Source organism: Marinobacterium mangrovicola, from assembly GCF_004339595.1.
Classification (GTDB): Bacteria; Pseudomonadota; Gammaproteobacteria; order Pseudomonadales; family Balneatricaceae; genus Marinobacterium_D; species Marinobacterium_D mangrovicola.
This window is the reverse complement of sequence record NZ_SMFU01000009.1, coordinates 51,312-72,008: the sequence shown is the minus strand read 5'-3', so window position 1 is coordinate 72,008 and position 20,697 is coordinate 51,312. Positions and strand designations below refer to the sequence as shown.

The following is a 20,697-nucleotide window of genomic DNA, read 5'->3' as shown; positions in this document are numbered from 1 at the left end:
CCCGGCTTGAAGCGGGCACAGAGCATCGCGAAAATGGGACCTAAACAGTTCAGAAACGGAAGCCGCTGATGGATCAGGCCGAGCCTGGAATAGAACAGGGTGCAACAACACGACTGCTCGGTGAGTGGACGCTGTCGCGGCACGCCCAGATCAAGCGCCTGCTGGCTCAGTCTCCGGCGCCAGAGGGCGATCTCTGTCTGAAACAGATCAGCGCCCTGGATACCGCCGGGGCGACGCTGCTGATCCGCTGGCTGGGTGTGGAGCGGCTGCAGCAGATCATCAGCAGCGATGCCGAGCTGCAGCCGGAGCGCAAGGCGCTGCTGGAAACCCTGACCCGCGCCATGGGGCGCGAGCCGGCTGCGCGACAAAAATCTCCTAATGCACTGATTCAGGCGCTGGAGCTGTTGGGGCAGCAAACCGAGACACTGGCGCGGCATTTCTGGCAGCTGAGCGGCTTTGTCGGTTACGTGCTGCAGACGCTGGCCACAGTGCTGCCGCGACCCTCACGCTGGCGCATGACGGCGCTGGTGAACCAGATTCATCAGACCGGTCTCAATGCGGTGCCGATTGTGGCGCTACTGACCTTCCTGGTCGGCGCGGTGGTCGCCTTTCTTGGCGCCACGGTGCTGGGCGAATTTGGCGCTGAGATCTATACCGTTAACCTGGTGGCTTACTCCTTCCTGCGCGAGTTCGGCGTGATCCTGGCGTCTATCCTGCTTGCCGGGCGCACTGCCAGCGCCTTTACCGCCCAGATCGGTTCCATGAATGCCAATGAAGAGCTCGACGCCCTGCGAACCCTGGGACTCAGTCCCATCGAACTGCTGGTGGTCCCCAGGGTGCTGGCGCTGCTGATTACGCTGCCGCTGCTGACCTTCGTGGCAGTGGTCTCGGGACTGGTGGGAGGCGCCCTGGTGTCGGTGGTTTCGCTGGATATCGCCCTGAGCCAGTATCTGTCGATTCTCGCCGATGTGCCGCTGAAGCATTACTTGGTCGGTATGGTGAAAGCCCCGGTGTTTGCCTTTGTTATCGCAGTGATTGGCTGCATGGAGGGGTTCCGGGTCAGCGGCAGCGCTGAGTCCGTGGGGCAGCACACCACCTCCAGCGTGGTGCAGTCGATCTTTATGGTGATCCTGCTTGATGCGGTGGCGGCGCTATTCTTCATGGAGATGGGCTGGTGATGGACGAAGCCATTATTGAGGTGCGCGGCCTGAGTAACCGCTTCGGCGATAACTCGGTGCACGAGGATCTGGATCTGGATCTTTATCGCGGTGAAATCCTGGGGGTTGTGGGTGGCTCGGGTACTGGCAAGTCGGTGCTGCTGCGCTCCATCGTCGGTCTGAACCGACCCAGCGGCGGGGAGGTCAGACTGTTCGGTCAGAATCTGCTGGCACTGCCGGTGGAAGAGCGTTCACGACTCGAACAGCGCCTTGGCGTGCTGTTTCAGGGTGGGGCGCTGTTCAGTTCACTGACGGTGCGGGAAAACGTCGCGCTGCCGCTGATTGAGCATGCGGGCCTTAGCCGTGACGATGCCGAGGAGCTGGCCGAGGTGAAACTGGCGCTGTCGGGTCTGGCGCCCCATGCCGGTGATCTTTATCCCGCATCGCTGTCCGGCGGCATGATCAAGCGTGCGTCGCTGGCGCGATCCCTGGCGATGGACCCGGATGTACTGTTTCTTGATGAGCCCACGGCGGGGCTCGATCCCATCGGCGCATCCGATTTCGATCAGCTGCTGCTGACGCTGCGCAATGCGCTGGGGCTCACCGTGTTTATGGTGACCCACGACCTGGATTCGCTCTGGACCGTGTGTGACCGAATCGCCGTGCTGTCGCAGAAACGGGTGCTGGTGGCGGATGCGCCGGAGCGGGTGGCGGAATACCCGGACGACTGGATACAAAGCTATTTCAAAGGTCCCCGTGGCAGGGCCGCCCATCGAGCAGTGAAAAGTGGTTCGGTGAATAATAGTGCGGTGCAAAGGAGCTGATATGGAAACGCGCGTACATCATGTAGTGGTCGGCCTGTTTACGCTGGTGGCGTTATTGGCGGCGCTGGGCTTTGGCGTCTGGCTGGTGAACTCCGGCAAGCAGGAGGAGACCCTCAGCTACCGGGTGGTGTTCAACGAGGCGGTCAGCGGCCTTAGCGTGGGCAGCCAGGTGAAGTACAGCGGGCTGCGCGTGGGCGAGGTGCGACAGCTGGCGCTGGATCCTGCCGATCCACGCCGCGTGCTGGCCGATATCGAGGTTAACGCCACCACACCGATCAATCAGGGTACCGTCGCTAAACTGGCAATCGCCAATATCACCGGCTCCGCCAACATCCTGTTGACCACCGATAACCCCAAGGCGCCGCCGTTGGAGAGGCACGAGGATGAGTTACCGATCATCCAGGCGGAGCCTTCCGCCTTTGGCTCGTTGATCGGTAACAGCGAAACCCTGTTCGCCAATGTCAACGAGCTGGTGGAGCAGGGCGCCAAGCTGCTCTCGCCGGATAATATCGAGCGTATTGGCCTGATTATCCACAACCTGGAACGGGTATCCTCCGATCTGGCGGATTCGCGCAGTGACGTTTCGACCAGCCTGAATGAGCTGACCCTGGCCGCGCAGGAAGCGCAGCGGGTGATGCTCGATGCCCGTGAATTGATGGGCCATGCCGATGAACTGCTGGTTTCCCGCGGTGGGCCCATGTTCGATGAGGGGCAGAAGGCGATGCGTTCGCTGGCCAGCAGTAGCGAACAGCTGGAGGGACTGCTGAGCCGCAATGCTACTCAGCTGGATCAAGGCTTTCAGGGCGTCGCCGAGATCGGTCCTGTGATGCGCGAGCTGCAGCGTAGCCTGGGCACGCTGAACCGTATCCTGTCGCGGCTGGAAGAGGACCCGGCGGGCTACCTGACCGGACAGGCTCCGGCCAATGAATTTACCCCTTAAGAGGCAGAGCATGTTGCGATCTGAGGCGCCGAAAAAAGTGAATAAGGGATTAGTGCTTGGGCTCTGCCTGGTGGTTATCTCTGCCATGGGCGGCTGTAGTCTGCTTCCGGAGTCCGATCCGGTACAGAGCTGGACGCTGCAGCCGGCCGCCAAGCAGGATCTTGGTCCCGTTGAACTCTCTGATCTACGTGTGTTGCGACCCCAGGCACAGGATCTGCTCAGCGGTCGTTACCTGCTGGTGGTCCCTGAGGAGCAGCCGGTCAGCGTGTACAAGGGCAACCGCTGGAGCGCCAATGTGCCGACACTCTGGCGCGATTACCTGGTCCATGCGCTGCAAAGCGACAGCCGCTTTGCCCATATCAGCAGCGACAGCGCGAGAATCGATGCCCGCTATGAACTGGTCAGCCGGCTGGATGCGTTTCAGAGCGAGTATCGTGATGGTGAACCGGTGGCGGTGATGCGCGGCTATCTGCAACTGATCGACAGCGATAGCCGTGCGTTGATTGCCGAGCGCGCCATCGAGTTGGACAAGCCGGCCGCGGGCACCGCGGTCAGCGCCGTTGTGGATGCGTTTTCTGCGTTGATGGCGGATGCCGGTGAAGAGATCAAAACCTGGCTACTGCGGGTGACGCCGAAGGACTGAGCGTTACCTAAGCAACGTAAGCAACGTAAGCAACGTAAGTAACGTAAGCAACCGGGCCCAGCTTATTCGCTTTGCAGCGCGATAACCGGGTCGAGTCGCGCCGCCTGGCTGGCCGGAATAACGCCGGCCAAAAGACCGACCAGGGCGGAGAGCCCCAGCGCCAGGAGTAAAAACAGCGGGCTGATCTGTATCGGCAGTGCCGGGATCGCCAGCGTCAGTGCGGTCAGCAGCAACCCCGACAGCAGCATGCCTACCAGGCCGCCGGCCAGCGACAGCAGGGTCGCCTCGGCCAGAAACAGCAGCAGTACCTGCCGGCGGGTGGCGCCGATGGCGCGCAGCAGACCGATCTCGCCGTGGCGTTCGCGCACCGTGGTGACCATGATCGTCAATATGCCTATGGCGCCCACCAGCAGTGAAATCCCGCCCAAACCGCCGATCGCCAGCTTGAGAATGCCGAGAATCCGGTCCAGGCTGGCGAGCATCTCGTCCTGGGTGATGATGGTGAAATCCTCTGCGCCGTGTCGGGCGATCAGCCGGTTGCGTATCCGTTCGGCCATCGCCTCGGCGCTTGTGCCGGGCTGGTAGGTGATATCCACCTCCATCAGACCGGTGCGGTTAAACAGACTTAGGGCGCGGTCGATGGGGATGTAGACGATATCGTCCAGGTCGAAGCCGAGCATCTGTCCCTTCTCTTCCATCACGCCCACCACGCGATAGCGCTCACCACCGACGCGGATAAACCTGCCCAGGGGATTTTCGGTGCCAAATAGCTCGTTACGCACCTTGTGGCCAACCACGGCAAAGGGCTGTGAATAACCGGCGCTGGGTGGCAGAAAACTGCCCAGCGCCACGCGGAACAGCCAGGCATCGGCCGCCTCCGATCCGGTGCCGAGAATATCGGTATGTCTGACCCGTTTGCCGTACTCGATGGCGCCGGCGCCCTGGACCACCGGCACCACATGGATAGCGTAGGGCAGGTTGCGCAGGCTGTTGGCATCCTCAATGCTTAGCGGGCGCGTGCTGGAGAGCAGTCCGCCGATTCCGCCGGTCTGGTTTTTGCCGGGGCTTACGGCCACGATGCGGCTGCCGAACTGGGAGAAGTTCTCCAGCACGTAGAGGCGCAGTCCTTCGCCGAGGGTGGTCAGCAGCATCACGGCAGCGATACCGATGGCGATGCCGAGGATGGTCAGCGCCGAGCGCATGCGCCCCGAGTGAAGGTTGCTAAGCGTGAGGCGAAGATAGTCGCGGCTAAGCATGGCCGATCTCCCCGTGCAGCGCTTCCACCGGTGGCAGGCGGGCGGCGCGGCTGGCGGGCAGCCAGGCAAACAGGGCGGCAACGCCCAGTGCAATCGAGAGCGCACCGAGCAGCGCCCAGAGCGGTACTGAGACAGGGAACTGAGGCCAGAGGCTGTGGCCGAGCCAGAGCAGGGCGTAGCCGCTACCGATGCCGATCAGGGCGCCGAGCAGTGCCAGCAGCATCGCCTCGCTGAGAAACAGCAGGCGGATGTCGCCTCGGCTGGCGCCCAGGGCCTTCAGCAGGCCGATCTCGGCGGTGCGCTGGCTGACGCTGATCAGGGTGATGTTCATGATCAGGATACCGGCCACCACCAGGCTGATCGCTGCGATGGCGCCGACGCTCAATGTCAGTAACTTCAAGATATCGTCGAAGGCGCCGAGCAGAGCATCCTGGGTGATCAGGGTAACATCGCGTTCGCCGCCATGACGTTTCTGCATCAGATCGAGAATTTCGCTGCGGGCCTGCTGCATGGAGCTGCCGGGGCGAACCTTCAGGAACACGCGGAACATCCCCTGCACATTGAAGATCTGCTGTGCCGAGGCCACGGGGATAATCAACTGATCGCTGACATCCATGCCGAGGGACTGGCCGCGGTCCTCGATAATGCCTATCACGCGAAAACGGCGCTCACCTATTCTCAGCCACTGACCCAGCGCCTGGGCGCTGCCAAACAGGTCGGTCTTGGCTTTCGGGCCGATCAGGCAGACCGCCTCGGCACGCTCCAGCGGTATCAACGGCAGGGAGCGTCCCTGCTTCAAGGTCAGTTTACGGATCTCGAAGAAACGTGCGCTGGTGCCCAGGGTCATCACCTCGCGGTTGCGGCCGGCATAGACCACCTGGGCGTTGCCGGCGATCAGCGGCGCCACCAGCGAGATGCTGCTGAGGCGTTCCAGCGCCGCCACATCGGCCAGCGTGATATCGCGACTGCCTTCCCCGGTCAGTGGCGGCAGGCCGCCGGTGGTCTCCTTGCGTCCGGGCAGCATAATCAGTGTGTCCTGACCCAGCAGGGAGAACTCCTCCAGCACAAAGCGGCGGGCGCCCTCGCCAAGGCCAGTCAGCAGCAGCACGGCGGCGACGCCCACGGCGGTGGCCAGCAGGATCATCAGGGTACGAAACCACTGGCGTGTCAGCAGGCGCAGGTTAAAGCTCAGCAGGTCAGCGCTGCGCATCGTCGCTACCTTTTCGAGCTTTTCGACCTGTCCGACCTTCGCGACTTTTGGCGTCGAGGTTCTCCCCGGTCAGCCTGCCATCCTGCATCCACAGCCTGCGGTGGGCGCGCTCGCCGATCTTGGGATCATGGGTGACCACCAGCAGGGTGATGCCCTCGCCGTTGAGCTCCTCCAGCAGTTCGATCACCTCGTTGCTGGAGTGGCTGTCCAGGTTGCCGGTGGGTTCGTCCGCCAGCAGCAGCGCGGGTTTACGGATCACGGCCCGGGCGATGGCCACCCGCTGGCGCTGGCCACCTGATAGCTGGTGAGGCAGGTGCAGGGCGTGTTTTTCCAGTCCCAGACGCTGCAGCAGCTCATCGATCAGCGGGCGACGCCGTTTCGGTGGGGTGCCATTCAGTACTAGTGGCAGCTCGATATTTTCGCGGGCGTTGAGCCGGTCGATCAGGTGATAGGCCTGGAACACGAAACCGATGCGCTGGTTACGCAGGGCGGCACGCTGCTCCTCGTTAAGTAGGCTAACTTGCTGCTCCTCAAGCCAGTACTCGCCGCTATCGGGCGTATCCAGCAATCCAAGCATATTCAGCAGCGTGGATTTCCCGGAGCCGGAAGGCCCCATCACCGAGAGGTAATCGCCGGCGGCGATGGCAAGATCCATATGATCCAGGGCATGCACGCTTTCGCCGCCCAGGTGATAGGTTTTGCACAGCTGCTCCAGCCTGATCATTCCGCGCGGACCTTGCCTTCAACTTGGGCACCTTCGACCGCGCCCTCGATATCGAGCCGGGAAAGGATTTGATCCCCTGCTTCGAGGCCGGAGGTAATAGAAGTCCAGGTCCAGTTTGCGGCGCCGGTGGTAATGGCGACCTTCTCAAGCGTTGAGCTGTTCGGGTTAAAGCGCAGAACATAACTGCCTTCCAGCAGTGTCTCGGTGGGGATGCGCAGCTGATCGGCATGTTGCTCGATGATCACCTCCACATCGGCGCTGTAGCCCACCAGTAAGCGGGTGGTTGCAGGGACGGGTGTGAAGTAGACATCCACATCCACGGTGCGGGCCTGTTTCTCCAGCTCCGATACAAACGGCGCGATGCGGGTCAGGGTGCCGTTGAAGCTCTCGCCTCTGAAGGCATCCAGGGTGATGCGCGCACTCTGGCCGGGTGCGAGGTGGGCCGCTTCCACCTCATCGATAGGGGCGCGCACGTAAAGGCAGCTGTCATCGATTAGATCGACGGCGGGTGGTGTCGCCACGCCGGGAGGGGAAGGTGTGGTGTATTCGCCGGGCTCGCCATTGATCTCGGCAATAATGCCGGCAAAGGGGGCGCGTAGCTGGCGTTTTTCCAGCTGAGCGGAATAGAGGGCGAGCTGGGCTTGAGACTGGGCAATGGCCACCTGGGCTCGTTCACAGTCGAGGGCGCTGGTGCGCGCTTCGGTGCTTAGCCGGTCCAACTGTTCGGCGGAAACCAGTTTGCGGGCGGCAAGGGATTGGGAGCGTTTTAGCTCGCGCTGGGTGAGATCGGCGTTGAGGCAGGATCGCTGCTGTTCCAGTTGTGCCGCTTCAAGATCGGCCCTGGATTGAGCGACCAGTGCCTGCTGCTCATCGTCGTGGAGCTGTAGCAGCAGTTGCCCGGTTTTGACCCGATCGCCTTCGTCCACCAGCAGCTGTTCCACACGACCGCCAAGAGGAACGGCAAGGCGGGAACGCTGGCAGGCGCGAATACTGCCGGCACGGCTGTTGGCGGCAATCACCTCGACCGGGCCGCGCTCGACCTGGATCAGTGTGACGGCAATGGGTTGAGGGCGGGAGAAATACCAGATCGCTGCCGTAAGCGGCAGCAGTATCGCCAGAAGTATCAGTGCTCGTTTCACCGGGGTCTTTTCCTGTCCCTTGCTTCACTCTCAGTATAGAGCGCTGAGAGCAGGCGTCAGGGCAGGAAAAGAGCCGTGCGGTGATAACGGTCAAATGCCTGGTTTCAGTCCCAGCTGGCGCTGCCAGAGACGCTCAACACCCGGTGGACGGGTGGCGCTGTAAACGGCCTTTGGCTCGCCCCTGTTCAGCGCCCAGAGCTGGTTGCCGAAGTCGTAGTGCCACCACTCGCTGGGCAGGTTGGTAAAGCCCACCGCGGTCATCACGTTGTAGAGGATACGGCGGTTGGTGCGGGCTTCCTCGTTACTGCAGCTGTCACCCTGTTCCTCAAGCGCGGCGCTCCAGGAGAGCGGGCTGGCCTCATCGAACAGGGTGCCCATATCCAGCAGGTGGCCATCGGTATCGCTGAGGGTGACATCCACGGAACCACCGGTCAGATGCGGACTCGGCGCCACGGGATCGGCACTGGGTGGAGAGACCAGGGTGCGGGCAAAGGCGTATTGCTCCTCGGCGCTGAGCTCGGGCTTGGCGTGCTGGATCAGGTTGTTCAGGGTATCGAACAGGTACTGCTGGACGATAAACGGCCGCCAGCCGTCCAGCACCACCAGCCGCAGCCCCTCAGGCAGCAGGCGGTTCGCTTCGATCAGGCGATCGAAGACGCTGCGGCGCACGAAGCACTCATCCATGGCGTTGGGCACGCCCATCTTGTAGTAAGCCGGGTAGGTGGTGATCACCGGGCTCAGGCTCAGCGGCAGCAGCGGTTCCTGGTTTTCTTCCAGTGGCATGGCGCGCAGGCTCTCCCAGTCCGGCATCGGAATGGACGGAATCACCTGGTCTATCGGTGCAGCATTGTCTGCTTGAAGCGGTGTTGTAGCGTTGTCTGTCATGGTTATCCCAGCAGCTCTGGCAGGAACAGAGTAATTTGAGGCAGTAAAATCAGCAGGATCAGGGTACACAGGGCCACCAGTACAAAGGGCCAGATCGCGCGGAACATGACGCTCAGATCCAGTTTGCTCACCGCCGCGGCGACGAATACGCAGGCGCCCATGGGCGGCGTGATCAGCGCGATGGTGATGTTCATGGTGACGATAATCCCCAGGTGAACCGGATCCACACCCGCCTGCATCGCTACCGGCAGGAATACCGGTGTCAGCAGCATCAGCGCGGAAACCTCTTCCATCAGCATGCCGGTGACAAAGGTGATCAGGCTGAGCAGCAGCAGGGTGATGATCGGGCTGTCGGAGAAGGGCGCCAGCAGCACCGAGAACTCGCTCGGCACCTGGGCAAACGCCAGCAGCCAGCTCACCACCGCAGACGCGGCAATAATCAGGAATATAGCGCAGGAAAGCCGGGTGGTTTCGCAAACCGCGGATTTAATCCCCTGCCAGTCCAGATGACGGCTGAACAGGCCGGCGGCAACGGCGTAGGCCACGATCAGCGCACCGGATTCGGTGGGGGTCACAAAACCGAACACGATACCGGCGACGATAATAAACGGCGCCATCAGCGCGGGAGCGGCCTGGAACAGTGCGACGGTCACACCCCTGAGCGTAGGACGGGTGCCGGTCACCGCCAGCTGCGCCTTGCGGGCATAGGCCCAGTTCATGATCATGAAGGCAACGCCGAGGATCAGGCCCGGAATTACGCCGGCGAGGAACAGATCACCCACCGAGGTATTGGTCAGTGAGGCGTACAGAATCATGAAAATGCTGGGCGGAATAATCGGTCCGATCAGCGAGCTACCGGCGGTAAGGCCCGCCGCGTAGGCGGTGGAGTAGCCCTCTTTCTTCATTGCCGGAACCAGCAGCGAGCCCAGCGCGGAGGTATCCGCTACCGCCGAGCCGTTAACGCCGGCGAAGAACACGCTGGAAACCACGTTGACGTAGCCGAGTCCACCGCGCAGGTGGCCCACCAGCGCCTTGGCCAGGTCGATCAGGCGCGGGGTCAGACCGGCGCTGTTCATCAGGTTACCGGCCAGGATAAACAGCGGAATCGCCATCAGCGAAAATACGTCGATGCCGGCGAACAGCTGTTGCGGCAGCATGCGCGGCAGCAGCGACAGATCGACGAAAAAGAAACCGACCACCGCAGCCAGCAGCAGACAGACAAACAGGGGCAGCCCCAGTAGAACGTTGGCGACAAACGCCGCCAGCATCGAAGCTAGCATCATGGATCAGTTCTCAGTTGAGTGCGCGGTATGGGTCACGGGGCCGCGGAGCAGCGTCAGCAGGCAGAGTGCGCCAAAACCGATGGGTAGACTCAGCAGAGGGATACTCTTGCTGATGCCAAGTCCCGGTGTCATGAAACGTTGGATGGAGATCGCGTAGCGGGCGCTGACCCAGGCGATAAAACCGGTCAGCAACAGGACAACCAGCCAGTGATAGAGCGCCAGCAACTGGCCCCAGCGGCCGGTGGCGAAGCGGTTGATGATATTGACCCGCATGTGCTCATCGCGCAGATAGACGGTGCCGGCGCAGAGCATGACGCTGGCTATCACCAGGTAGCGGGCAAGCTCATCCATCCAGATCGGCGATGCATTAAGCAAGTAACGCGCAAAGACGCCGTAGAGCAGTATCGCCAGGTTGATGACCAGCAGAGAGCAGGCCAGCAGCAACAGCCCCTGGGACAGACGCGTGCGCAGTGTTTCGATCATAAGCTAAGGTCTCGAGGTGGGTACCCCGGCATTCAGACTGAAGTACCCACGCGTTCTGGTTATTGCGCCAGACCGGCATCCTTCAGAGCGCTGTCGATCCATTTCTGGTCGATGTTCTGCTCTTTCAGCCATTCGATGTAGGAGGGCTGACCGATCTGCTGGAATTCAGCCAGTTCTGCTTCGGTCGGCTTGTACACTTCCATACCCTGTTCTTCCAGGAACTTCACGCGTGACTCGACCTGAGATTCCACCGCTTCACGGTTGATCTCGTTGGCTTCAACCACGGCTTCCTGCAGCGCTTTGCGATCTTCTTCGGACAGGCTGTCGATCAGCTCGCCGTTACCGATCAGGAACTGGTCGGAGTACTGGATATCAGCCAGGGTCAGGTACTTCTGCACCTCAAACAGGCTGCCGAGGATGATGTACATCGGCGGGTTCATCTGGCCATCGGCCACACCGGTGCGCAGCGCCATGTAAACCTCGGTCCAGGGGATCGGGGTGCCGGAAGCGCCGAAGGATTCGAACAGGGCTACCTGGCTCTTGTCCATGGCTCGGAAGCGCAGGCCGTCGAAGTCGGCCGGCGAGTGGATCGGACGCTCGTTGTTGGTGAACGCCAGGAAACCGCCCTCTTCAACCACCGCCAGGATGCGGGCGCCGGTACGGTTGTAGAACTCTTCCTGGGAGGCTTTCCAGTATTCACCGTTGTCGAAGAAATCACGGGCACTGTCGAAACCATCAAACATGAACGGAATCGCGCTGACAAAGATCTCCGGGAACTGCGGAGAGACGCCGCCGAAAGAGGCGATGTTCAGGCTGGGGGTGTTCATGACCTGTTCCATCCGCTCCTGCTCTTCACCCAGCATGCTGTTGGGGTAGAGTTTCAGCTCCAGCTCGCCGCCGGTTTTCTCTTCAACCAGCTTCTTCAGGTTGGAGGCGAACAGGTGAACGGCGTTCTTTTCCGCGTCGGGCGCGCCGTTGTAGCTCAGGTTGATGGTCTGCGCCTGCAGGCTGCAGGCAGTAGCCAGGCCAGCACCGAGAACCAGGCCTTTCAGCAGGCTCAGGGGCTTCTTGATGAAACGCTGTGAGGTCATGATCTCTCCCTAGTATTGTTGTCAGTAACCTGAGGGTCACAGTATCCGTTGCGTTGTTGACCTTTCAATGGGGTTTGTGTTGCTTTTAAGTCAACGAAGATGGGGCGAAACGTCGCTATTCAGAAACTGAGTATGACGTTTCAGGTGATCCAGCAGCGCCTGGGCCGGCAATGTCAGATCGCGGCCAGCGATACTGAGCACACGGGCCCGGGCATTGGCGAGTACTCCATCCTGCATCGGCAGTGCCTTGATAATGCCCGCCTCGATCTCGGAGCTGACGGTGAGCGCGGGCATGAAGGTGATACCGATGCCGGCGGAGACAAAGCTCTTCAACACCGATACCGAGTTGGTCTTCAGGTGCGGTTCCAGGCGCAGATGATTGCTCTCCTGGGCCAGGTTGACCAGCCGTCCCATGCCGGTGGTGCTGTCGATCAGTGCCAGCGGATAGTCGGCGATCTCGTTCAGCGCGAGCGGAGTGTCCCGGCTACTTAGCGGATGCTGGGCCGGAACGATCAGATCCAGCGGATGCAGGGTCTCTACATGGTTATGCAGCTTGGGGTTCGGCGCCGAGGCGTAGGTGACCGCAAAGTCGATCTGGTTGTCTTCCAAAAGCTGTACGGCATTCAGTGCGCCGGCCATCTGGATACTCAACCGTATACCCGGGTAGGCAGCGAGAAAGCTCTGCAGCGAGGAGGAGATCAGGTCGGTGATAAAGCCCTCGCCCAACGCGATGCTTATCTGACCACGCTGCAGCTCCTTCAGATCGTGGATCCGTGACAGCGCCGCCGCCTCGTTGGCGCGCATCTGCCGGTAGTAGACGAGCAGCTCGTTGCCCGCTTCGGTCAGCGGTGCCTGGCTGTTGCTGCGATCCCAGACCGGCATCTCCACGGCCTGTTCCAGCTGGCTGATCAGCCGACTGACGGAGGCGGGATCGACGCCAAGACGCGCGGCCGCCTTACGTAGACTGCCGGAGCGCGACAGGGCATTGAGGTACTCAAGAGCACGAGGGTTAAGTTGGCGCATGGGTGGGGCTTGTTCGCAGCTTTACTGGCGTTGACGCATATCGTTGCGGTGCAGCTCGATGCCCTGGTCGCGGCAGCGCTGGTAGTTAAGACGGGTCGCGCCGAGCACCTCTGCGTCCTGCACCACGATCTCGACAATGCGTTCAAAGGCGAAGGCATCCTCGGGCAGCTGCAGGGCCAGGTTGATAAATACCTCCTGATGATCCGGGCGCTGCTCGCCACAGCCGATCTCTATCGGTGCGGACGGGGTTTTGCCAAGAATCACATGGGGTATAAAGGCATCGGCGCGGAACGACCAGAGGTGGGTGTCGAGACGCTCCACCTCGGTCTCGTCCGAGACATGAATATAGATCCGCTTGCCCAGGGCAAGCACCTTCTCGCAGAGCCGGCAGAGGAACTGCTCACGGCTGTCCCGGTCGGCTTCTGCGAGGATGTAGTAGTCGGCGCGACTCATCGGATCGTTTTCAGTCTCAGTCTTCAGCCAGGTCTTTCTGCTCTGACAGATCCAGCAGGTACTGGCTCAGCAGTGGTACGCAGCGACCGGTAGCGCCTTTCGCCTTGCCGCTGTTCCAGGCTACACCGGCGATATCCAGGTGTGCCCAGCGGTACTCGGTGGTAAAGCGGGACAGGAAGCAGGCGGCGGTGATGGTGCCTGCCGGACGACCACCGATGTTGGCGATATCGGCAAAGTTGGAATCCAGCTGCTCCTGGAACTCGTCCCAGAGCGGCAGCTGCCAGGCGCGATCGGCAGCGTAGTCGCCGGCATCCAGCAGGGATTCGGCCAGATCGTCATCGTTACTCAAAAGGCCGGTAGCCTGATGGCCCAGGGCGATAATGCAGGCGCCGGTCAGGGTGGCGATATCGACTACGCTCTGCGGCTCGTAGCGGCCCACGTAGGTCAGGGCGTCGCAGAGTACCAGGCGGCCTTCTGCATCGGTGTTCAGAATCTCAACGGTCTGGCCGGACATGGTGGTGACGATATCACCCGGCTTGGTGGCCTTGCTGCCCGGCATGTTTTCGGCGGCAGCGATCACGCCGACCACGTTAATCGACAGGTGCATCTCGGCTACCGCTTCCATGGCACCGAGTACGCTGGCGGCACCGCCCATGTCGTACTTCATCTCGTCCATGGCCGCGCCCGGCTTCAGGCTGATGCCGCCGGTATCAAAGGTGATGCCCTTGCCGACCAGGGCATGGGGCTTCTCGTTGGCGTCGTCGGCGCCGGTGTAGCGCATGACGATCAGCTTGGAGGGTTCGGCGCTGCCGCGGCCGACGGACAGCAGGGAGCCCATGCCCAGCTCTTCCATCTGTGCTTCATCGAGCACTTCGACTTCGATGCTTTCGTAGGTTTCCGCCAGGGCGATGGCGCGCTCAGCCAGGTAGCTCGGTGTGCAGATATTGCCCGGCAGGTTCGCCACTTCGCGGGCGCTGTTGACGCCGTTGGCGATGGATACGCCGTCGAGCAGAGCGCCTTCACCCAGCTCGGTATCATCTTCTGACAATACCAGCGCGACCTTCTCCAGCTTGATCGGGTCCGCTTTTTTGCTCTTGGTGGCGTCGTACTGGTACAGCTCGGCGGTGATCCACTCCACCAGTTGACGGGTCTGGCGGTAGGTGTCGTCCTGATCGGAGGCGAGGCCGTCCAGGGAGATCACCGCGCTGGCAACGCCGGCTTTCTTCAAGCCGCCGGTGAGCGCAGTGGCCAGTTTTCGGTAGTGACGGTCCTTACGCTCGTCTGCCTTGCCCAGACCGAGCACCATCACACGGCGTGCTTTCAGGCCCGGCAGCTTGAACAGGGTGATCAGTTCACCTGCCTTGCCGGTGATGTCGCCGTTCTCGACCAGCTCGCTGATGTAGCCGGAAGAGGCTTTATCCAGGGCTGCAGCCGACGGGGAGAGTTTGCCCTCCGCTTCAACACCGACGACGATACAATCGGTTTCCAGAGTTTCCACCGGGCCATTGACGATCTCGAAATCCATGACGACTCCATACAAGACATTGCAGACTGATTGCGGGATAATGCCCCGCCTATAAGGACGCTACGAATTAAGTCTATCGCTTCCTTCGTACTCGCCGCACTATACAGCGGTTAAGGGAAGCAGTGCCAGACTCGGCACTTTTTTAACCGCGGCAGGTCCATCCCGCCGAACACCATCCTTTCAGTATTCGCGACAGGGATTGAGTTTTGATCATTTTTCGTTATCTCTCCCGCGAGGTTTTGATCTCCACCACCGCAGTGACTGCGGTATTGCTGCTGATTATCACCAGCGCCCGGTTGATCAAGTATCTGACCGAGGCGGCCACCGGCAAGCTGGATGCAGACTTTGTGCTGCTGGTGCTGGCCTACCGTATTCCCGGATTCCTCGAACTTCTGCTGCCGCTGGGGCTGTTTCTCGGCATCCTGCTCGGCTTTGGTCGCCTTTACCTGGAAAGCGAGATGGTGGTGCTACGCGCCTGCGGCGTGAGCCACAAGCGCCTGGTGGTCTATGCGCTGGGGCCAGCCGTGCTGATCTCCGCTATCGTCGCGGGCATATCGCTGATGGTTGCGCCCTGGGGCGTCGGTGAGGCCAAAACCATTTTTGCCCAGCAGGATGCCCGCAGTGAGCTTGAGCTGCTGACACCGGGGCGTTTCCAGTCGCAGAGCAATGGGCGGCAGGTCACCTATGCCCAGAGTCTGGATCAGGAAAGTTCAGCGCTGCAGGAGGTTTTCATCGCCCAGCGCAACGAGGATGGCCATCCGATGCTGCTGGTGGCGCAAAGTGCGAGTCAAAGAAGCATTGATGGCCAGGGGCGCTTCCTGGTGCTTGAAAACGGCTACCGTGTGGATGGCCAGCCGGGTAAAGCGGATTACAGCATCACCCAGTATGGCGAGTACGGTATCCGCCTGCCGGAGGCGCAGGCGGCCGATATTAACGAGATTGAAGCCGTACCCACTCTGGATCTGTTCAACGCGACGGGGGCCGAGGAGCGCGCTCAGCTGCACTGGCGCCTGTCACTGCCGGTGCTGGCCTTTATCGTTACACTAATTGCGGTGCCGCTGTCGCGCACCAATCCGCGCCAGGGCCGTTTTGCCAAGCTGATTCCGTCGATCATTATCTACCTTCTCTATGTCACGCTGCTGACCGCAACCCGTTCCGCCATCGAGGATGAGAAAATCGGTGTCTGGGCGCTCTGGGGTATCCATCTGGGCTTCCTGGCATTGGCGGCGAACCTGATCTTTGCCGACCGCTTCTGGGAAGCGGTGTTCAGCCGCCTGCCTTCGCTGCCCAGTTTCCGCAAGCGCAAACCGGATTCAGAGGTTGATGCGGAGACGGGCCCAGAGAATAGGCCGGAGGGTGAAGCATGATTTTCGGACAACTGGATCGCTACATTGCCCGCCATGTGCTGTCAGCCATCGGCGTAGTGCTGCTGATTGTCGTCGGCCTGGATCTGCTGTCGGCCCTGATCGATGAACTGGAAGAACTCACCGAGCAGTACACCTTCGTCAAGATGCTTGGCTATCTGGCGATGACCACGCCGAAGCGAATCTACGAGATGCTGCCTCTGAGCGCGCTGGTCGGCTGTTTGATCGGTTTGGGTTCTCTGGCGAGTCAGTCCGAACTGACGGTGATGCGAGCCTCGGGGTTCTCTACCGCCCGTATCGTGCTGGCGGTGTTTAAGCCTGTGCTCCTGCTGATGGTGATCGAGCTGGCGCTGGGTCAGTATATCGCCCCGGTGAGCGAGCAGGTGGCGGTCAACAGCCGTGCCATCGCCAAGGCCAAGGATGGGGTGCTGGACGCCGAGGAGGGCGCCTGGCACCGCGAGGGTAACGAGTTCATCCACATCGCGGCGATTGAGCCCGGCGGCTCTATTCACGGGGTTACACGCTACGAATTTGATGACCAGCGCAAGTTACTGCGTTCCAGCTTTGCGCGTATTGGTGAGGCGACCGATGATGGCTGGATCCTGAAAGATGTGCGCGATACCCGCTTTGTCGATAACCGTACCGAAGCGGGTGAGGAGCCCGAGGAACACTGGAGTACCGGCCTGACTCCGAACCTGCTGTCGGTGATTATCGTCGAGCCTATGGATCTTTCGATTACCGGCCTGTCCAGCTATGCCGGGTATCTGGACGAGCAGGGGGTGAACTCCGATTCCTACCGCCTCGCGATGTGGGGCAAGCTGCTGCAGCCGCTTTCCATCGCGGCGCTGGTGTTGATCGGCGTATCCTTTATCTTTGGGCCGCTGCGTAATGTAACGGCGGGTCAACGGGTCATCGCAGGCGTGATCTGCGGTGTCTGCTTCAAGTTTGCCCAGGATATGCTCGGCCCCGCCAGCAGTGTGTTTGGTTTTGAGCCGCTGATGGCGGTGGCCACACCGATCGTACTCTGCTTTGTGGCAGGGTTCTGGCTGCTGCGCCGGGCAGGTTAGCCCGCGGCTGGCGGCTCGCCCGTTCAGGCGTCAGGTCAGATTTTCCCGCAGCCGGGTTGCACTGCCGAGCGCCGCGTCGAAATCGAAATTGTCCGCCTGTTTCAGCAGGCGGGCGACCGGGGCTGCCAGCGGTCCCGGCGGTGTGATCTCCGCCAGTCGCCGGGCCTTTTCAATGCTGTCGATATCACCCAACTCCAGAAGCTGGATAAGCTCGTCCAGGGTTGTCGCTACCTGTTTGTCATTGATCGCCAGCGTTTGCACCGTTTCCCGTGTCTCGCTCGCGCTGGCAGGTTGCGAATAGCTTCGCATCGCTTCGATAGCCTGTTCCAGAGACTGCCTGAAAGCGCTCAGCTGTGCCTCGGTTGGCAGCATGTTGCGGCGCAGGGAGGTCTCCAGGGTGCCGCTCTGTTGTTTCAGCTCGGCCAGCGCAAGGTTACCGGCGATCCCCTTCAGCGAGTGGGTAATCAGCGCTGCCTGTGACCTATCCTGCTTGGCGATGGCAACTTCTATGCGTTGCGCATCCTCACTGTGCTGCTCGATGAACTGATCGCAAAGATGTTTGAGCAGCTGCTCGTCGCCACCGAAGCGGCGCAGTGCCGATTGGGTATCGAAGGACACTGAGTTCTGGGGGCTCTCCGGGTTTATCTTCCAGCGGGCAAGGCATTCCCGCAAAGGGCCTATATCCAGCGGTTTGCCGAGCAGATCGTCCATGCCGGCCTCCTGCGCCTGCGCGAGACATTCGGCTTCATTGTGTGCCGTAAGGGCGATGATCGGCGTGCGGTCGCCAGTATCCCGGATTTTACGGCTTGTTTCGTAACCGTTGAGGCCGGGCATCTCGATATCCATCAGGATCAGGCTGAAGCTTTTTTCGTGGCTCAGACTGATCGCTTCCTCTCCGCTCTGGCAGTGGCTGGTTTTCAGACCCAGGCGTTCAATCATCCGACGCGCAATCAGGGCGTTTATGGCGTTGTCTTCTACCAGCAGAATATGCGGTGTTGTCGGTGCGGAAAACGCGGTGTCCAGAGCCGTGGCCAGGGCCCGTGCTGTTAGCAGGCTGCAACCTTCCGCTTTCCTGACGCTGCGCTCGGCGTTGAAGCGCTCCAGCTGCTCGGGTGACGCCACCAGCACCAGCGGATGGTCGTCGGTACAGTGATCGATCTCCTCGTCATTGCCCGAGGCAAACAGGTCGGCAATCGTGGCGTCGGCTTCAGTTTCTGTGCGGCCGATGCTATCCAGTGTCGGATAACCGAGCTGTCGGCACAGGGGAGCAAGTCGCCCCAGAGGGTCGATAAGACGCAGGTTTTGCTGTCGTACAACGGTTGGTGAGGTGGGCTGGAAAGGCAGCTCCAGCTGCAGGCTGAAACAGCTGCCTTCACCCTCCCGGCTGCTGACATCGATAACGCCACCCATGGTGTGAGCAAGGCGGTAGCAGATCGACAGGCCTAGCCCTGTGCCGCTGAACCGGCGTGTGGTGGAGCTGTCGCCCTGGGAAAATGGGGTGCCCAGGAGCGCCAGTTTGTCCGGGCTGATTCCCACGCCCTGGTCCGACACCGAAATCCTTAGCTGAAGTAGTTCTGCGCTGCGCTGCTCGCTGCTGACCGCCACCCTGATCCGGCCTCGGGAGCTGAACTTGATGGCATTGTTGGTCAGTTTCACCAGGATCTGGCGCAGTCGCAGAGGGTCGCCGATCAGCCGGTGGGTATCTTCGGCCAGGTTTTCCATCTCCAGAGTCAGTCCCTTGTCCTGCGTCTGCACCCATTCACCGTCGTAGACCGCCTGCAGCACCTCATCCAGGTCGAAACCGCTGTTGCGCAGCTGCAGCGTGCCTGCATCCAGGTCGGAGAAGTCGAGCACATCGTCGACCACTTCGAGCAGATTGTGAGCGGAAACGCGGATCTTATTGGCGTAATCCTTCTGCTTTGGCTCCAGCGGGGACTGCAGCAGCATATTGCTGAAGCCGAGCAGAGCGTTGAGTGGTGTGCGGATCTCGTGGCTCATGTTGGAGAGGAAGCTGGACTTCGCAGCAGCTGTGGCTTGAGCGTCGCGTAGCGCTTTCTCGCGGGCTTCTTCCAGTTGGCGGGTGGTGCTGATATCGCGGATTACACAGACGGCACGTCGCTGTGAGTCATCCTGCACCAGAGGACTGGCGATCAGGCTGACCGGAAAAACGGAGCCATCGTGACGGAGGAATTCAAAGTGCTGCTCTTTCTGCTCGCGGCTTTCGCCCAGATTGCTGAGCACAGGGTCTTCGGGCCAGTTGTCGAATCCTGCCATCACGCTTGGGTGCAGACTGCGGTTGAGGCACTCCTCCCGCTGGCGGCCGAGCAGACGGGCGGCGGCCTCGTTGATAAACAGGCAGATACCCTGGCCATCAATGACGTAAACGCCCTCATCCATACTGTCGGTGAGGTTTTTAAGGAAGTTCTTCTCCTCTTTGAGCGCCTGCTCAAGTGCCTTGGAACCAGTCAGGTCGGTCTGTATCGCAATGAATTCCACCGGGTCATTATTCTCATCGAAAATTGGCACGATGGTGGCCGAGACCCAGAAGCTGCTGCCGTCCTTCGCCCGGGAGTTGATCTCGCCACTCCAGACCTCGCCACGGTGTATCTGCTGATCCATCTGCTCGAAGAACTCGGCGGAATGGTAATCGGAGTGCACCAGGTCGTAGGTGCCCCCGAGAATCTCTTCACGGGCGTAGCCGGAGAGTTTGCAGAAGCGGTCGTTGACGTAGGTAATGATGCCGTTCGTATCGCTGATACTGACGATGGCATGCTCATCCAGGGCGAACTTCTGTCGCGCCAGCAGCTTCTGAACACGACTGTTGTCTTTGATCAGGCCGGCGAGCAATGAGGGGAGTGCGGCGGTGCTGATGTGGCTGTCGTCTGTGGTAGAAGTCGCCTCATGCAGCAGCTGGTTAACTGATGACTCCACCGTTTCTATCAATGCGGTCAGTTGGGAGCGTTCCTGCTCAAGCTGCTGGTTGGCAGCAAACAGCTCGGCGGCCTTGTTCTCCAGCAGTCGCTCCGCTTCTTTACGGGCCGCTCGCTCCCTGTCCAGGCGTCTTTGCCAGATAGCTTCGTCGGTCATATTGTCGTTGTGATGTAAAAGCTGGCTTTGTTATCGGCCGTTTCGCGGGAGCGTATGACCTCGACCTGGTAATCCTGTCCGAAATAATTCGCGGCTCCCTGGATCAGGCCCCGCGCCAGATTGACGAAGGGGCGCTTGGATTCGTAATGCATGGTCAGATGATTGCTGTCCTCTCGAATGCACTCGAAGCGCGGGAGCTGGGCGCTTGGGTAGAGGGCACGAACCTGGGTGTGGACACTGGTTTCAATGCCTTGGAGAAAATCGAGCAGGTTGTCGCAACCGTCAACCATCTGCGGGTAACGCTCTACCAACTGGTGGAACAGGTATTCGCCGAAAACCGGGACCAGGTCGTCTGCGGGAATGCCGCTGATCTCGCTGAGGTGAACAGCCATGCGGATGATGTCATGGTGTTCGTAGGAGCCGACCGCAGTGTAGATGCCGCCGTATTGAAGCTGAGGGTTCTCCAGTAGCTGGTCTGCCACCTCGGGAGAAAATTTCTCCTCGACCATCTCGATAAAGCTTGTGTAGACAACGCCTAGCATC

19 protein-coding genes are annotated in these 20,697 nt (G+C 60.8%); 6 read left to right on the top strand and 13 right to left on the bottom strand.

Going from position 1 to position 20,697, the window contains the following annotated elements; genetic code table 11:
• The first annotated feature begins 68 nt into the window (after positions 1-68).
• The 4 genes from CLV83_RS12770 to CLV83_RS12755 are packed head-to-tail and all read left to right on the top strand — an operon-like array spanning position 69 to position 3,564.
• A complete protein-coding gene (locus CLV83_RS12770) occupies positions 69-1,178 on the top strand; it encodes an MlaE family ABC transporter permease (RefSeq protein WP_132292943.1) in 1,110 nt (369 codons plus the stop codon).
• Positions 1,178-1,981, top strand: a complete 804-nt coding sequence (locus CLV83_RS12765) for an ABC transporter ATP-binding protein (protein ID WP_132292940.1) — start codon at positions 1,178-1,180, stop codon at positions 1,979-1,981. The genes CLV83_RS12770 and CLV83_RS12765 overlap by 1 nt, the downstream gene beginning before the upstream one ends.
• A gap of 1 nt (position 1,982) precedes the next feature.
• Positions 1,983-2,921, top strand: a complete 939-nt coding sequence (locus CLV83_RS12760; RefSeq protein WP_132292937.1) for an MlaD family protein — start codon at positions 1,983-1,985, stop codon at positions 2,919-2,921.
• 10 nt (positions 2,922-2,931) lie between these two features.
• Entirely contained in the window at positions 2,932-3,564 is a 633-nt protein-coding gene (locus CLV83_RS12755) for an ABC-type transport auxiliary lipoprotein family protein (RefSeq protein WP_165900305.1), read from the top strand.
• Positions 3,565-3,626: 62 nt separating this feature from the next.
• Here the strand turns inward: CLV83_RS12755 and CLV83_RS12750 are convergent, their stop codons facing one another.
• The 11 genes from CLV83_RS12750 to CLV83_RS12700 all read right to left on the bottom strand — a co-directional run bounded on the left by CLV83_RS12750 (position 3,627) and on the right by CLV83_RS12700 (position 14,636).
• Positions 3,627-4,820: an ABC transporter permease gene (locus tag CLV83_RS12750; protein ID WP_132292931.1), complete on the bottom strand. Its 1,194-nt coding sequence runs from the start codon at positions 4,818-4,820 to the stop codon at positions 3,627-3,629.
• Positions 4,813-6,030 (bottom strand): ABC transporter permease, encoded by a 1,218-nt coding sequence (locus tag CLV83_RS12745; RefSeq protein ID WP_132292928.1) that lies wholly within the window; start codon positions 6,028-6,030, stop codon positions 4,813-4,815. Before CLV83_RS12745 ends, CLV83_RS12750 begins: the two co-directional genes overlap by 8 nt.
• Positions 6,017-6,754, bottom strand: coding sequence for an ABC transporter ATP-binding protein (locus CLV83_RS12740; RefSeq protein WP_132292925.1), 738 nt, complete (start codon positions 6,752-6,754; stop codon positions 6,017-6,019). Before CLV83_RS12740 ends, CLV83_RS12745 begins: the two co-directional genes overlap by 14 nt.
• Positions 6,751-7,893 carry an efflux RND transporter periplasmic adaptor subunit gene (locus CLV83_RS12735; protein ID WP_132292923.1) on the bottom strand — a complete coding sequence of 381 codons (1,143 nt, stop codon included), beginning with the start codon at positions 7,891-7,893 and terminating at the stop codon, positions 6,751-6,753. The genes CLV83_RS12740 and CLV83_RS12735 overlap by 4 nt, the downstream gene beginning before the upstream one ends.
• 90 nt (positions 7,894-7,983) lie before the next feature.
• Entirely contained in the window at positions 7,984-8,778 is a 795-nt protein-coding gene (locus CLV83_RS12730; RefSeq protein WP_132292920.1) for a M15 family metallopeptidase, read from the bottom strand.
• 2 nt (positions 8,779-8,780) lie between these two features.
• The gene (locus CLV83_RS12725; protein WP_132294307.1) at positions 8,781-10,058 is read right to left on the bottom strand and encodes a TRAP transporter large permease; all 1,278 of its coding nucleotides are present in this window, start codon (positions 10,056-10,058) and stop codon (positions 8,781-8,783) included.
• 6 nt (positions 10,059-10,064) lie between these two features.
• Complete coding sequence (locus tag CLV83_RS12720) at positions 10,065-10,544, bottom strand: TRAP transporter small permease (RefSeq protein WP_104005621.1); 480 nt, start codon at positions 10,542-10,544, stop codon at positions 10,065-10,067.
• Between the two features lie 59 nt (positions 10,545-10,603).
• Positions 10,604-11,635, bottom strand: coding sequence for a TRAP transporter substrate-binding protein (locus CLV83_RS12715; RefSeq protein ID WP_132292917.1), 1,032 nt, complete (start codon positions 11,633-11,635; stop codon positions 10,604-10,606).
• Positions 11,636-11,725: 90 nt separating this feature from the next.
• Positions 11,726-12,658, bottom strand: a complete 933-nt coding sequence (locus CLV83_RS12710) for a LysR family transcriptional regulator (RefSeq protein WP_132292914.1) — start codon at positions 12,656-12,658, stop codon at positions 11,726-11,728.
• A gap of 21 nt (positions 12,659-12,679) precedes the next feature.
• Positions 12,680-13,111, bottom strand: a complete 432-nt coding sequence (locus tag CLV83_RS12705) for a DNA polymerase III subunit chi (RefSeq protein WP_132292911.1) — start codon at positions 13,109-13,111, stop codon at positions 12,680-12,682.
• Between the two features lie 16 nt (positions 13,112-13,127).
• Positions 13,128-14,636 (bottom strand): leucyl aminopeptidase, encoded by a 1,509-nt coding sequence (locus CLV83_RS12700; RefSeq protein ID WP_132292908.1) that lies wholly within the window; start codon positions 14,634-14,636, stop codon positions 13,128-13,130.
• Positions 14,637-14,842: 206 nt separating this feature from the next.
• On the opposite strand from CLV83_RS12700, the gene lptF reads away from it, so the two are divergent.
• Together lptF and lptG are read left to right on the top strand one after the other, a co-directional pair.
• On the top strand, positions 14,843-16,003 hold the full coding sequence (lptF, locus tag CLV83_RS12695) for an LPS export ABC transporter permease LptF (protein ID WP_132292905.1): 1,161 nt from the start codon (positions 14,843-14,845) through the stop codon (positions 16,001-16,003).
• Positions 16,000-17,067, top strand: a complete 1,068-nt coding sequence (gene lptG, locus CLV83_RS12690) for an LPS export ABC transporter permease LptG (protein WP_132292902.1) — start codon at positions 16,000-16,002, stop codon at positions 17,065-17,067. The genes lptF and lptG overlap by 4 nt, the downstream gene beginning before the upstream one ends.
• Positions 17,068-17,097: 30 nt before the next feature.
• Here the strand turns inward: lptG and CLV83_RS12685 are convergent, their stop codons facing one another.
• Together CLV83_RS12685 and CLV83_RS12680 are read right to left on the bottom strand one after the other, a co-directional pair.
• A complete protein-coding gene (locus CLV83_RS12685) occupies positions 17,098-20,154 on the bottom strand; it encodes a PAS domain-containing hybrid sensor histidine kinase/response regulator (protein WP_132292899.1) in 3,057 nt (1,018 codons plus the stop codon).
• Complete coding sequence (locus CLV83_RS12680; protein ID WP_132292896.1) at positions 20,151-20,696, bottom strand: heme NO-binding domain-containing protein; 546 nt, start codon at positions 20,694-20,696, stop codon at positions 20,151-20,153. Before CLV83_RS12680 ends, CLV83_RS12685 begins: the two co-directional genes overlap by 4 nt.
• Position 20,697: the final 1 nt, after the last annotated feature.